This window comes from Bacillus cereus group sp. N24 (assembly GCF_016483345.1).
Lineage (GTDB): Bacteria > Bacillota > Bacilli > Bacillales > Bacillaceae_G > Bacillus_A > Bacillus_A toyonensis.
On the sequence record NZ_JAEHCA010000032.1, the window covers coordinates 12,897 to 26,866 of the forward strand.

A 13,970-nucleotide genomic window follows, 5' to 3' on the forward strand; every position below is an offset into this window, starting at 1 on the left:
CGTATCCTTTCTACTCTACAAGTTCTTTTAAATGCCAATAAGCTTCTTCTAGCCACGGATGTATAACTTTCAATGTATCTTTTCTTTCCCACAAATATGAAATATATACAAAAGCAGCATGTTCTAAAGATTTTTCTAATCTATTTTTTATACCTACTAAGTATGATGGTGTCCCATTTTGATCCCATTCTATTTTATCTGCAACAAATAACACTAAATCCATCTTCGTTGCATGTTTACGCAATGTAGTATGGCAACAAATTGCATCTAAAATCTCTTCATCTTCCACTTTAAATATCTCTTTTACGATTACTCTCGATAGTTTTTGATGAATAATCATTGGAAATTTCCGTTCTTCTTGTAATATTTCGATTCCAACTGCTTCAGCAACTTTAATCCGTTCCTCATTCGGAAAGATTGCACTTATATCATGTAAATACCCTGCAATTTCTGCTTTTTCTTCATTTTCATGAAACATTATCGCTATTTTTCGCGCTTCATTTGCCACACGAATTGAATGTTTATATGTAAATTCTTTATTGTATTTTAATAGAAACTCTTTTATATCATGTTCTATTTTCCCAGTTGGAGTAAATGAACATATTTCATTATATAACACGTTAATCTCCTCCTTATTACGTCCCTTCAATATAATAGGAAATTCAAATAATTCTTCTATTTTTAATTCGTTATGAATGCTTTAATTCCTTTTTAATACGTTACATGAAATTTTATGTAAAATCATTGCTACAAAGTACATAAATGTTTGTTATTATAGTAGTGTTGATGATTTGTAAGGAAAGGAACTAACTATATAATGAATAAAAGCATATTAATTATTGATGATGATAAAGATATTGTAGAGTTACTCGCTGTTTATTTACGAAATGAAGGATATAACATTTTTAAAGCTTATGACGGTGATGAAGCAATACAAATGATATCTGCATATGAAGTTGACCTCATGATTTTGGACATTATGATGCCAAAGCGAAATGGATTAGAAGTTTGTCAGGAAGTGCGTGAAAATAATACTGTACCTATCCTTATGCTGAGTGCAAAGGCTGAAGACATGGACAAAATATTAGGGCTTATGACAGGTGCAGATGATTATATGATTAAACCGTTTAATCCACTAGAATTAGTCGCTAGAGTGAAAGCTTTGCTGAGAAGATCCACTTTCCAAAACGCTGCTACTCAAAAGAAAGACGATGGTATCATTCGTATTCGAACAGCTGAAATCCATAAGCATAATCATACTGTTAAAGTAAATAATGAATATATTAAACTTACATCTATTGAATTTGATATTTTATATTTACTAGCGAGCAATACAGGAAGAGTATTTAGTTCCGAAGAAATATTCGAACGTGTTTGGAATGAAGATGGTTATGGCTCAAATAAAACTGTAATGGTTCATATTAGTAATTTACGAGATAAACTTGAAACAGTAATGAATGGAGAAAAATTTATTCATACTGTTTGGGGAGTAGGCTATAAAATTGAGAAATGAAGCATTTGATATTTTAAAAGATATCCCAAAATGGAAGATAATTTTTTGGTTTTTATTAGCTATCACTCTTACACCTATTACTGAATTAATTATATATCGCCTCATTACGAGTGTAATCGAGAGTTCACTTACTCTAACCGAACTCGGTAAAGAATTCATTCGGATTTTTGGTTATGAAAAGTATAAAGGGATTAAAGAATCTTTATGGATGATGATTGTTTCTTATTTATTTTTATTTTCTATTTTTTCATCCTATCTATACATTTTTTATCGTCACGAGAGAAAGCTTTACTATGAAACTTGTATTAAAAAAATGATAGAAGAGATTCGTTATATTGCAAATGGAAATTTCAATCATAAAGTTTCCATCGTAAATCATAATTATTTAGAAGAGTTAGCGACTGGGGTCAATCAAATTGTTGAACAATTAAAAGAGTCAATTGACGAAGAAAGACAGGCAGAACAAGCAAAAAGCGAACTAATTACAAATGTATCACATGATTTACGTACTCCCCTTACATCAATAGTTGGATACGTGAATTTAATCCATCATGATAATTATAGAGATGAAGTGGAATTACGTCATTACATACAAGTCATTTATGGTAAAGTAACACGTCTAAATGCATTAATGAATGACTTGTTTGAATACACCCGTGTTCAAAATAAAGAGTTAAGTTTATATTCTGCTCCCATTGATATTGTAGAGTTACTTGGACAATTAACTGTTCAATTCCGAATACAAGTGCAAGAAGCAAATATTCAATGCCGTCCTTCTTTCCCCTCTCAAAAACTCATGGTATTAGCTGATGGAGACAAATTAGTGCGTGTATTTGAAAATCTTATTATAAACGCTATCGCTTATGGAAACGAAGGTGGTTATATTGACCTTACCGCTTATGAAAGCAATAATATGATTACAATTGATATAACAAATTACGGACAACCTATTCCTAGTACAGATTTACCTCATATTTTTGAACGTTTTTATCGTGTTGAAAAATCACGTTCAACAAACACTGGTGGATCAGGACTCGGATTAGCAATTGCAAAAAGTATTGTCGAACTGCATAAAGGAACGATTGAAGTATATAGTGATGACAAGAAAACAACTTTCACTGTAAAACTACTACCATATAAAAATTAATACACCATAATTTTAGGTTCAATTTCTAATACGATAAGAAATTGAACCTTTTATTTTCCATCAATATCCAAAGTTTAATAATCTTTTATAATTCTTTAGAAATTCTTTACCTTTTCTTTCTTCCTAATTAAGCATTCCTTTTTACAATATTATTATTGATGTCATAGTAGGAGGATCGCTTATGCAATTCTTGAAAAAATTCACAATTTTATTATTATCTTTTATTATTACTGCACTTATCGTTTTATATTTTTATCTTTATGTAAATGGTCCAATTATTCAAGCTAAATCAGCTATTTTAATAGATGCTAATTCAGGTGAAGTTATTTATAAAAAAAATGAAGAAACCCCTATACAATCAGCTACTTTGTCTAAATTAATGACAGAGTATATCGTATTGGAACAACTGAATAACGGCAAAATACAGTTAGATGAATCCGTAAAAATAAGTAACGAATTATTCCAAGCGGAAACGACTCCTATGCAAGTAACAGCAAAGGATAAAACGACGGTTCGTGATTTACTTCATGCATTGCTTTTAACAGGAAATAATCGTTCTGCACTCGCACTGGCAGAACACATTGGTGGCAATGAAGATAACTTTACAACGTTAATGAATGAAAAAGCAAAACAGCTACAGTTATCACAGCCATCTCCTTTTCTAAACTCTACTGGAGCTAATCAAGATACAAATAAACAATCGAATACAACAGCGAAAGATGCAGCTAAACTAGCAACGCATTTAGTAAAAGATTTCCCTAATGTACTGAATATGACGAAACTAACCTCTTACCAATTTACCTTCAAAAATTTTCAAGTTTTCAACACAAATAAAATGATTTATTCCCTCAATGAAAACATTAAACTCCAAGGTGTTGATGGCTTGCAAACTAGTTTTTCAACTAACGGTAATAATAGTTTTGTCGGTACTGCAAAACTAGGAGATACTAGGCTTATTTCAGTAATATTAGAATCCGATGAAGAAAACACTACTTTTATTGAAACAAAAAAATTACTTCAGTACGGTTTTGAACCTTCCTCGTACTCTGCACTCCAAGCTTTTAAAGATACTCTTACATCTTGGGCAATATTGCTACAGTTTAAAAATTTAATCATACAAACGATGATGATCTTTTTCATTATTACAATTTTAATGTTTTTACATTTACGTCAAAGAAAATCCGAGGATTTCAACTAAGAAATCTTCTTACATATAAAAACCGACTTGCGTTTACAGTACAAGTCGGTTTTTACGTCTATAATCCTCTTCCAATTAAATTCGCTGAAACGGGCTGAAGATTTAACTCTCTTGCCCATATTGATAGCTGACCTATATGATGAATTTCATGTACGATAACATGTCGTAACACTTCACCATACTTGTACTCTTTATCCGTCCATGAAACTTTTAATATTTTATTCTCTAAGTCTTCTGTCCACGATTGTAAAAATCCCTCTAAATCCTTATTATACAAATGAGATAATGCTTTCACTTTTTGAATAGATTGATAATCCTTAAATTGCGGCTCACCTACTTCTTTTCCTTTCAAATCACAAATCCAGCTATACTCAACATCTACAATATGAAATAATGTTTCTAATATACTTCCAACACCACCAACACGTTTGCGAAGTAATTCTTCCACTGTAAGTTGTTCACACCACTTAAACCAATCTTCTCTTACTTGCCAGTTATATTGAAATACAGTGTACACATTTATCTCTCCCCTACCCCAAGTATCCACTTAACAGCACCTATAATATAATGTGGCTCATCCTTTTGAATATAGTGACCGCTATGTTCTGCAATTATAAATTTACTTTTACTGGATAATTGTAATAATTCTCTTTGTAATTGTAACCATTTCAGTTGTGCAGCTTGCGAATAAAAAGCTTTTTTACCAGCAGCTAGCACGACAAGGGGAATATCGTTCATTGATTTACAATGTCTATCTGCTTCACCTAGACTAAACATAAACTCTTCATATGAACTTTCATATGCAAATTGTTTATAGTAAGCTTCTTGAAATTCTGGAGACATGATTGGCAAAAATACTTCTTTATAATTTTCTGGTGTCGAATCAACCAAAACTGTTCCCAACATATCCTCGGGATAAAAAACCGTAAATAACCGTGCATTTATACCACCAAAAGAATGCCCTACAAAAATATAAGGTGGCTTCAGTTGTAAAAGATTTAAACATGTTCTTAAATCTTTGACCATTTCAGAACTAATACGTTGCTTGGAACTCTTCCCACTTTTCCCTAATCCAGCTCGATCATATGTAAGTATCGTCCCAAATTCCGTCAGTCTTTCAGCAATATAATCCCATGCCTTTGAATAATCCCCGTAGCCTGATTCCATTATAATAACAGGCTGCCGCTTTTTTCCTTGAAATACTTTCGTATACATTTTAAAATCATCAACTTGTACATATTCCTCTATACATTTAACCATTGACAATCACTTCTCTTCGGTCAAGTTCCTCAACAACATGATCAATTATTTCACTTACAGAAAAAGATCCATCCAATACGATATCTGAATTCGGTTTAACAGTATGAATTGCCTCTAAATAAGCTTTTCTCGCATGTGCCATGTAATGTTTTAAATCATTATGTATTTCACTCATAGTATCTTCTTTAAAATCTCGTAAAATTCTTCTAGCCATTGCAATATCTAAAGGTGTGTCAATAAATATAGTTACATCAATGAACTGCCCCATTTCTCTATTTAAGTATGCAAAAGGATAATCTACAATAATATAGTCTAATTTACTATCTCGTATAAGATGCTGAATATCATGAATTAATGGTGTAAGTACCCACTCGTCATAATTCGCTCCATCATCAATCCATTTACAAATATCAGCAGGACAGTTATCAAAGTTATAACTATCAAAAAATAGCGCTTTTGAATTTGTTAACTCATGAGTTAAACTTTCTGTAATAGTAGTTTTACCTCCCCCTGAAACAGCTGCAATTGTGATTACTATAGTCTTTCTATTCATAATTTCCCACCAATCCCTTTTAATTAACATAATAAAATTATAAGAAGCTATTATTTTTTATTAGTCCATTCATATTCTAGCATACTCATTTCCCATAAATTCCAATACGTTTCTCCTACTTTTTTTGAATCTCTTAATAAACCTTCTTTTACAAATCCTATTTTTTCATAACAAGAAATGGCCGACGTATTAAAATCATACACGCCAAGAGTTACTCTATGTAGTTTTAATTCTTCAAACGCAATATGAAGTACTGCTTTCATCATATGTTTTCCTATTGAACGCCCTCTCATTTTCGTATTACCAACTAACACTTTTCCAATTCTCGCAGACTTATTTATATCGTCTATTTGACCAAGTGAAATATGACCAAGTACTTCTTCAGTCTTTTCATCTATTACTTTGAAAGCGAGTGTATTTTCACTTTCTATATATTTCTCTAATTGCTGTTCGTTTAAAGGATATGTAAATGCATTTCCTGACCACTGTATTAAAAATTGTTCGGAATGAATCCAATTTATTAATTGTTTGAAATCAGATCTTTTAAAGGGCACTAATTTAATCACTCTCATTCTCCTTTCGTACATCACTCTTTATAGCCTCAAACTTATTTCTATATAAAGAATATATTCTCCTTTTATACGAAATTAAAATAAAGCCATTCATCAGAATGGCTTTACAAACAAAGCATAATTATGCTTTATTTGCTACGTCAACACCATTAAAATCAAACTCTGCAGTAATCGTTGTAACAGGAGGGAAAATTGCTTCAATTTTGCAAATGGAGATAATTACTGCAACAGATCCAGGAATAGCTGCAAGCTTAACTACATCGCAACTTACAGACGCAACAGTACCTACATAAGTACGTCCCTCTGTATTAATTTGAACTGTTCGATTAATTAATTTCTTAAGCTCATCTCTAATTCCTTGTACACAAGAATTATCACATTTCTCATGCTTTTCCTTTTTACACTCTTCGAATATCTCCCAACAATCATCCTGTTTACATGTACATTTCTTTTTACAATTATTAAATCGAGAACCCAAAACCTCACCCCCTAATCCTTTCTATTAGTAAAGTATGTCCACTAGCTTAAAAGTGTACGAGGCAAACACATAGAAAGAAAAAAACAAACAATTGTACTAAACATTTTTTTCTTTATTAATTATAAAAACAATTCTTTAACAGTTAGCGGCTTGTTTAGTGAGGGGACTTGGATTTAATTCTGCTGAATTTAAAGTTTAGATAACCTCTTTATCAAAAGAATCTTTTTTTCTTTTAATAAGCCCGCTCCTTTAAGAGTTAGCTGTTTTTCCTATTACTTTACATATACATAGGCTTTGTTTGTAGCAATATAGTATATTTTTTCTCCGCTGTTTTGAAATATACATTCAGAAAAACGTACTCCAAAATAAGATATTATTTATAATCAGAATGTTTTCTTCAACATGTGTTTATTGATAAATGTCATAACCAGTAATTCTCTCCACTATCTCTTGGAAATTAGCATAGTTTTTATGAATTCTATATGTAGTAGAAAGCACTCTATCATATAAAGGTAAAATAATAGGTTTATAAACAAGCCATTTCTTCACTAAAACATAGAATGATAGTAATCCTATTGAAGGGAGGTATAAAAAAATGTCCTGGAATAATGATTGCTGGAGTTCTAAGAAACAGCATTGTTGTGATGACTGGTGGAAGTCTAAAGAAAAGCATCATTGTGATGATGATTGGAGTTCTAAGGAAAAGCATTGTAATGATGATTGGTGGAAATCTAAAGAAAAGCATCATTGTGATGATGATTGGAGTTCTAAACGAAATAAGTGTCGTTGTAAATGTTTCTTTATTTGTTGTCATTGTAAAAGAAAACATTGGTAAGATTTTAATGTCAACTTAACGGAAAGAATATGTCTTTTGGGATCGATAAATACTAGAATATAATATACAAAAAGCTGGCTGAGTATAGTCGGCTTTTTGTATATTAACACATAAAGATTTAGACTGCCATCTATAGTTACAAGTTGAGTGGAGTGTCGAAATATAAGCTGACTCTTATAAATCGACTTTGTAATTATTTCACATACACTTTATTTACAGTAGTAAGTTTTCCTTTTGCTATGGTGCATTAAGTCCTGTAACACTTAATTTTGCATCAATAACAAACCCTCAGCATACTCACTTAATCGCTGCGACAACATAGGGTTTATCATTTCACGTTTACTATGAGTTACCCATATCTTATATTTTGTGTAACTAGCCCAAACGCTAAATTCCTTGTTATTCATAGCATCATAACATTTTATCTTTCTAGTTACACAATGCATTAACAATGAGCAACTAGAAATTAGCATCCGTGTCATTCTTCCCTGTCTATCGCATGAGCTCTTCTATGTAACTAAAAAATACACCTTAAATGGGTGGTCTTTTATGTAAGTGAATAAAAAGATTACATTATCCTTCCAAATGTAATTGTTCCTAGTAAGCCTAATAAAACAAATCCTGTCAAACAAACAAAATCAGCAAGACAAATGGAAGACTGTGATAAAGGAACAAATGACCTACTTGTATTAGATCCATAATGTTTTATTTTCTCATAATTTATTTCTAACATTACGTGTAGACATGATACACATTCTTCAGTTGTTTGAATAGATTCATCTTCTAATCGCTCCAATAACCTACTATTAAGAGCAAACGGAAGAGAATACTGCTTGTCTAATTTCATATTTTGGTACATTAATTGTAAACGAGATAACATATTATTTTTCTTTTTGTCAGACTTCAGTTTACTTTTCATATTATTAAATTCATTTAATAACATCGTCAACTCATCTCTGCTGCCATATAAATCTTTAGCTATTCTTCTTTTTAGTTTGTACGAATAAATCATAGATTTAATCTCAATCATTGTATTACACTTCCTAATTAAATTTTATTTAACCCAATATGTTAAAAACAGTACTTTCAAATCCTATTAAAAATACACTTAAGTATCTTGATTTACTATCGATTAATATTACATTAACCTTACACAGTTGTAATAATTTCTTTAACACCCCTCCCGAACAAACATACATTTCTTTCCGGTCAGTTTTAATTCGGAAGTTAATTGCGTCATTTATAAAAATAACCCTGATCTATTTTGTTAATAAAAAATAAAAAAGTGGCCACCAAACTACAGAGTAATATAACAACTCCCTTTTTAGTTTGATGTCCACGGATTCTTCCAGTAGGACTAAATTTATAATTATTATTATAGCCTTTTCTCATATTTTAGTATATTTCTCATTAGAAAAAGATTATTTTATATAGATTACTATAAGCATCCATAAAGCCAAGGCGCCAATGATAGCGAGCGCTATACGTGTAGATAGTATCCTTAATTCAAAATCAGTTTTCTTGGAGGGTTCAGGATATGCAATTATGTAAATTCCCTTTAATAATGCAAGCCATGCAATAACCGTTAGGAACCCCTTCCAGTTGAATGCCCATACATTATGTAAGATTACAGTGCCTAGCCCTAGGAAAATCGATAAAAAACCGTACATAATACCAAACCCTCTGTCTTCAACCACTAATTTTTTCAATTCACGTAATACCGATGGGCGTACGAAAAGTATTCCCGATACGATAACCGTGATCCATCCCCAAAACAATCCTAAAAAAGTGCTAGTTTCCATTTTTAGTTCACTCCCCTCAATTATTTATATTTCAGATATTCCTACCTTTAGAACAATTTCAACACCTATATATTGGCTATATTCTGCTCTTTATTCATACAAATATGGCATATTCAATACCTATCCTTAATCATCTCATTCTTCGTCATTATCTATCCGAATCAACCGAAGTCGCTTTATACTATTCCCGCACACTTTTTCATAACTTGGAGCTATCATGCACTGGAGCCAATATAATGATTTATTTGCCTTTTCACTAACCTCTACAATTGTCCCCTCTGTAATAAAATGATCACCTTGATACAATGTATACTCGCTTATCCCATGGAATCATCATTATTCCCTTCCCTATTAAAATAGCGTTTTTATTTCAAATGATACTCCTATTAATTTAAACGGATTTTTCAGTGTTTTTACCCAAAAATTCGTGATATCGTTAATTAGTCGAGTACTTCATTACTTGATGATTATCCTTAGGAGCCTCGCAGACAATCGGTGTTTCTTTTATGTAAATAAGGATTTTGTTTAAACTTTACGATATGCAACTATATTAAAATATCTTCTAAAATTCCCATTAAACATTTATAATACTTTTAAACGGTTTAAATTCTACAATCAGTAATGGAGGCATTTTAATGGGAAACATCCCAAAAGTATCATCACACCAATCAAGTCCTAATATACCCTCACAGCAAGTGAACCCTAATACACAACAAGGCAATAGAAAAAAAACAAGACGCCGTATTATAACTACTTTGGCTATTATGGTACCTATAATTTTTGTCCTTCAATATTCTCTGAATAACCAACAAGAAATGATTAAAGAAAAACAAATCACGCTGAATACGGAACAACAAAAATTATCTTCTGTAAAGAAGGATGGCCATTCCCTTAAGAATGATGTTAAAGCTTTAACAAGTAGTGAAGAAGAAATTTTAAAATTCGCAAGGAAATTGTATGGATTTTCTAAACCGAATGAAACTATATTTCAAATAACTGAATAAAATTACACTGCATTACCCAAAAGGCGATTTGAAGATAATCGCCTTTTTATATTTAATTTCTAAAGGAATCATACTACTCTCTCTTTCTATCAAATAACTATTTTGTTTAATTTATTAAAATACAACCGCTTGTCCATTTCAGTTTGCTCTGTCAGTACATTTACTAATAGTAATACAATTTTTAGAGGTGATAAATTATGGACGAGTTTTTATCTTTTGTTGCACATAATCCCGGTTCTATTGGACCTACACTTCCACCTGTTCAACCCTTTCAATTCCCTACTGGTCCCACAGGTTCTACAGGAGCTACTGGTTCAACTGGACCAACCGGATCAACCGGACCAACTGGACCAACCGGACCAACCGGACCAACTGGACCAACCGGACCAACCGGACCAACTGGATTTAATCTTCCTGCTGGACCTGCATCTATTACCTTGACTTCTAACGAAACCACAGCATGTGTATCCACTCAAGGAAATAATACTTTATTTTTTTCGGGACAAGTATTAGTAAACGGTAGTCCTACTCCAGGGGTAGTGGTCAGTTTTTCATTTAGTAACCCTTCTCTTGCTTTCATGGTTCCTCTTGCTGTCATTACCAATGCTTCAGGTAACTTTACCGCTGTATTTCTAGCCGCTAATGGGCCTGGAACAGTAACCGTTACTGCTTCACTTCTTGATTCTCCTGGAACAATGGCTAGCGTCACTATTACCATTGTGAATTGTCCGTAATGGTTTTGTTTTTAAGGACTAAGCAGTTTCTGATAAGATGAGCACTGATTTACAGTGCTCTTTTTTATCATTGGGATGTTCTTTTTAAATGAAATTTCGAAACACCCTACTAAAATAACGCTTTTATTAATCACTAATGATCTTTATATTTCTTCAGCTTGTCATCACAGGTAATTTTTAAAAGTAGTTAACTTCTCAATGTAGTTTGTGTATATAATTCCATTCAAAGATACATAATACCCACGTAACTATTTAAAAACACTTCGTTTTTATATCAAAGTTCAAAAAGGAGCTACACAACATGGATAAAAAAGATTTATTAAGTCAACAACTTGATCATGTATCATCTGATGCGCTGAATACTCCTAGTAAAGCCCAAGAGCAAATGCAAGAAACATCTCAGCAGGCACATAATTCAAACAAAAAGGGCAATACTCAATCTTTACATGTTGAAGATTTACCAAATTAAGACGTATATAGAATAACGAACAAATACTAAATTTTAAGGGGAAAAATTCTTAAGAACGAGTGAACTTAATTTTTTCCCTTTTCCTATTTACATAACACTTAAATAGGAAATACGTACACATTTTTGACACATTCCCTATCACAATCTCCTGAAAATTCGTGATAATATTAATTTGTCGAATACGCCAAATTTCGACATTGCACGACAATACTATCTCCCTTAGTGAATCCCTGTCCCCCAGGGATTTCTCCTTTTATTCATTACTTTTCGCTTCACTAAATTTTCATCCTTAACAAAATTCAATCACTCCAATGAATAGACATGCCACAATCCTATTTTGATAAAACTATAAAACAAACATACGTCGTAATAATACAAGTAGAATTTTACTACTTCAAATTTACTTCTTCTCTTTTTATAAACATGAAAAATGAGCTCCATTTACATAGAGCTCATTCCTACATTTATAATTTACTAGACTGTAGCCCCTGAATATGTGGAACTACTTCTGGATTTACAAGTGATGATAAATCTCCTAATTCTTTTCCTAAGTAAGCCGCTTTGATGACGCGTCGCATTACTTTAGAATTACGTGTTTTTGGCAAATCCTCTACAACGTGGATATCCTTTGGACATAATGCTTTTCCGATATGAGAATTTACTAAACTCATTAATTCTTTCTTTAATTCTGCTGTAAATATTACACCATCTCGTAATACTACAAAGCAATGACACACCTCACCTTTTACATCGTCAGGTACACCAATGGAAGCTGCTTCTATTACATTAATATGTTTCACAAGAATAGACTCATATTCAGCAGGCCCAATACGTTTACCAGCAATATTTAGCGTATCATCTGAACGCCCTGTAATGATATATTGTTCACCATCATAAATAACCCAGTCACCATGAACCCATTTATTTTCAAATCGTGACCAATATGTGTTCACATAACGCTCATCGTCTTCCCAGAAACTTTTCGTCATTCCAACCCAAGGTTTCTCTAAACATAATTCTCCAACTTCATCACGGATTGGTTTACCTTGATCATCAAGTACAACCGCAGCCATACCTGGTAACGATGCGTTAAAACTAATTGGTGCGATTGGCTTAATCAGAACATTACCGAAAATCCCACCAGAAATTTCAGTTCCGCCTGAATAGTTACAGATTGGCACTTTTCCTTTTCCAACTGTTTCAAACAGCCACATCCATGGATCAGGATTCCAAGGTTCTCCTGTTGATGCGAATACTTCTAAACTCTTTAAAGAATGTTTATTCACATACTCATCACCTTTTGCCATTAATGCACGGATTAACGTTGGCGAAATACCGAGATGAGTAATTTCATATTTATCAACCGTCTCCCATAAGCGATCTGCTTCTGGAAAGTCTGGAACACCTTCGTACATAACCATCGTTGCACCATTTATGAGTGAACCGAATAATAAAAATGGCCCCATCATCCAGCCCATATCAGTTACCCATAATACACGATCACCTTGTTTAATATTCATTCCAAATCCTGCATCAAAAGCTGCTTTCAAAGGAAATCCTGCATGCGTGTGTACCGTTCCTTTTGGCTTACCAGTCGTTCCTGATGTATATATGAGCATTAAAGGATCATCACTATGCATTTCATCGGCATGTATGAATGGTTTTTCTTTTTCTAGCGTACTCCATGAAAAGTCATAATGATGCGGTGTAAAATCATTTCCTGCATGACGAACAATTACCACCTTTTCAACAGTCGGGCAATGTTCACAAGCTTTATCTACTTCATCCTTTAAAGAAACAATTTTCCCGCGGCGTGAAAATCCATCTGCGGTAATAATCATTTTTGAACCAGCTGCTTGTACGCGTGTCATAACTGCATCCGAAGCAAATCCCGAAAATATTGGTGAAATAATTGCTCCGATTTTCATTACAGCTAGCATCGCAACAACTGTTTCCGGAATCATCGGCATATAAATTGTTACACGATCGCCCTTCTCAATACCCGCTTGTTTCAAACCATTGGCAACACGGCTTACCCAATTGTCAAGCTCTTCATATGTAAATGATTTTGAAGTTCCATTTTCCCCTTCGTACTGAAGTGCTGGCTGTTTTCTTGTCACTTCATCCGCAATCCAGCGGGATAAAGCTGATTCTACAACGTTACATGTTCCACCATTATACCACTGTGCAAATGGCGTACCATTTTCTAAATCTAACACTTCTGTATAAGGTTTCATCCATTGATAGCCAACTGCTTTTTCTGCCTCTCCCCAAAACCAAGCTGTTTCCTCAATAGATTTATTATAAAAAGTTTCATAGTCTTCATATCCCAATGATTTCATCCAACCATATAAACGTGTTTTTTCCTTATACTCTTCTGTTGGAAACCAAACTGCTTGTTTCAA

Annotated in this window: 17 protein-coding genes and 1 pseudogene; 7 read left to right on the plus strand and 11 right to left on the minus strand. The window is 32.8% G+C overall.

Annotated elements, in window-relative coordinates; translation table 11 throughout:
• Positions 1–10 precede the first annotated feature (10 nt).
• Complete coding sequence (gene yqeK / locus JDS95_RS26730; protein WP_000966607.1) at positions 11–619, minus strand: bis(5'-nucleosyl)-tetraphosphatase (symmetrical) YqeK; 609 nt, start codon at positions 617–619, stop codon at positions 11–13.
• A gap of 198 nt (positions 620–817) precedes the next feature.
• Between yqeK and JDS95_RS26735 the strand changes: the two genes are divergently transcribed.
• The 3 genes from JDS95_RS26735 to JDS95_RS26745 all read left to right on the plus strand — a co-directional run bounded on the left by JDS95_RS26735 (position 818) and on the right by JDS95_RS26745 (position 3,858).
• Positions 818–1,513, plus strand: a complete 696-nt coding sequence (locus JDS95_RS26735) for a response regulator transcription factor (RefSeq protein WP_001043192.1) — start codon at positions 818–820, stop codon at positions 1,511–1,513.
• A complete protein-coding gene (locus JDS95_RS26740; protein ID WP_001243280.1) occupies positions 1,503–2,660 on the plus strand; it encodes a sensor histidine kinase in 1,158 nt (385 codons plus the stop codon). The genes JDS95_RS26735 and JDS95_RS26740 overlap by 11 nt, the downstream gene beginning before the upstream one ends.
• 181 nt (positions 2,661–2,841) lie before the next feature.
• Entirely contained in the window at positions 2,842–3,858 is a 1,017-nt protein-coding gene (locus tag JDS95_RS26745) for a D-alanyl-D-alanine carboxypeptidase family protein (protein ID WP_001160074.1), read from the plus strand.
• Between the two features lie 58 nt (positions 3,859–3,916).
• Here JDS95_RS26745 and JDS95_RS26750 read toward each other — a convergent pair whose 3' ends face one another.
• The 5 genes from JDS95_RS26750 to JDS95_RS26770 form a co-directional block, all read right to left on the minus strand.
• A complete protein-coding gene (locus JDS95_RS26750) occupies positions 3,917–4,375 on the minus strand; it encodes a DinB family protein (RefSeq protein ID WP_000288863.1) in 459 nt (152 codons plus the stop codon).
• Between the two features lie 2 nt (positions 4,376–4,377).
• The gene (locus JDS95_RS26755) at positions 4,378–5,118 is read right to left on the minus strand and encodes an alpha/beta fold hydrolase (protein WP_000237662.1); all 741 of its coding nucleotides are present in this window, start codon (positions 5,116–5,118) and stop codon (positions 4,378–4,380) included.
• On the minus strand, positions 5,111–5,671 hold the full coding sequence (locus tag JDS95_RS26760) for a nucleoside/nucleotide kinase family protein (protein WP_001080627.1): 561 nt from the start codon (positions 5,669–5,671) through the stop codon (positions 5,111–5,113). Before JDS95_RS26760 ends, JDS95_RS26755 begins: the two co-directional genes overlap by 8 nt.
• Positions 5,672–5,721: 50 nt before the next feature.
• Positions 5,722–6,261 (minus strand): GNAT family N-acetyltransferase, encoded by a 540-nt coding sequence (locus JDS95_RS26765; protein WP_134853371.1) that lies wholly within the window; start codon positions 6,259–6,261, stop codon positions 5,722–5,724.
• Positions 6,262–6,364: 103 nt separating this feature from the next.
• Positions 6,365–6,721 carry a hypothetical protein gene (locus JDS95_RS26770; protein ID WP_000535569.1) on the minus strand — a complete coding sequence of 119 codons (357 nt, stop codon included), beginning with the start codon at positions 6,719–6,721 and terminating at the stop codon, positions 6,365–6,367.
• Between the two features lie 595 nt (positions 6,722–7,316).
• Here JDS95_RS26770 and JDS95_RS26775 point away from each other — a divergent pair.
• Positions 7,317–7,556: a hypothetical protein gene (locus tag JDS95_RS26775; RefSeq protein WP_073990633.1), complete on the plus strand. Its 240-nt coding sequence runs from the start codon at positions 7,317–7,319 to the stop codon at positions 7,554–7,556.
• 568 nt (positions 7,557–8,124) lie between these two features.
• Here JDS95_RS26775 and JDS95_RS26780 read toward each other — a convergent pair.
• Both JDS95_RS26780 and JDS95_RS26785 read right to left on the minus strand, forming a co-directional pair.
• Complete coding sequence (locus JDS95_RS26780; RefSeq protein ID WP_000569862.1) at positions 8,125–8,586, minus strand: hypothetical protein; 462 nt, start codon at positions 8,584–8,586, stop codon at positions 8,125–8,127.
• 391 nt (positions 8,587–8,977) lie between these two features.
• The gene (locus JDS95_RS26785) at positions 8,978–9,358 is read right to left on the minus strand and encodes a hypothetical protein (protein WP_000450238.1); all 381 of its coding nucleotides are present in this window, start codon (positions 9,356–9,358) and stop codon (positions 8,978–8,980) included.
• A 635-nt stretch (positions 9,359–9,993) separates the two neighbouring features.
• On the opposite strand from JDS95_RS26785, the gene JDS95_RS26790 reads away from it, so the two are divergent.
• Positions 9,994–10,362: an FtsB family cell division protein gene (locus JDS95_RS26790; RefSeq protein ID WP_000526889.1), complete on the plus strand. Its 369-nt coding sequence runs from the start codon at positions 9,994–9,996 to the stop codon at positions 10,360–10,362.
• A gap of 197 nt (positions 10,363–10,559) precedes the next feature.
• A pseudogene (locus JDS95_RS31720) lies at positions 10,560–10,616 on the plus strand (exosporium leader peptide-containing protein); the annotation flags it as partial.
• Between the two features lie 17 nt (positions 10,617–10,633).
• Here JDS95_RS31720 and JDS95_RS31725 read toward each other — a convergent pair.
• Positions 10,634–10,819, minus strand: a complete 186-nt coding sequence (locus JDS95_RS31725; protein ID WP_275952108.1) for a hypothetical protein — start codon at positions 10,817–10,819, stop codon at positions 10,634–10,636.
• A 15-nt stretch (positions 10,820–10,834) separates the two neighbouring features.
• Positions 10,835–11,080 (minus strand): hypothetical protein, encoded by a 246-nt coding sequence (locus JDS95_RS31310; RefSeq protein ID WP_000237381.1) that lies wholly within the window; start codon positions 11,078–11,080, stop codon positions 10,835–10,837.
• 317 nt (positions 11,081–11,397) lie between these two features.
• Here JDS95_RS31310 and JDS95_RS26800 point away from each other — a divergent pair, with 317 nt between their 5' ends.
• Positions 11,398–11,565 carry a hypothetical protein gene (locus JDS95_RS26800; protein ID WP_000358201.1) on the plus strand — a complete coding sequence of 56 codons (168 nt, stop codon included), beginning with the start codon at positions 11,398–11,400 and terminating at the stop codon, positions 11,563–11,565.
• 464 nt (positions 11,566–12,029) lie between these two features.
• Here JDS95_RS26800 and JDS95_RS26805 read toward each other — a convergent pair whose 3' ends face one another.
• Positions 12,030–13,970 carry an AMP-binding protein gene (locus JDS95_RS26805; RefSeq protein WP_000806476.1) on the minus strand — a complete coding sequence of 647 codons (1,941 nt, stop codon included), beginning with the start codon at positions 13,968–13,970 and terminating at the stop codon, positions 12,030–12,032.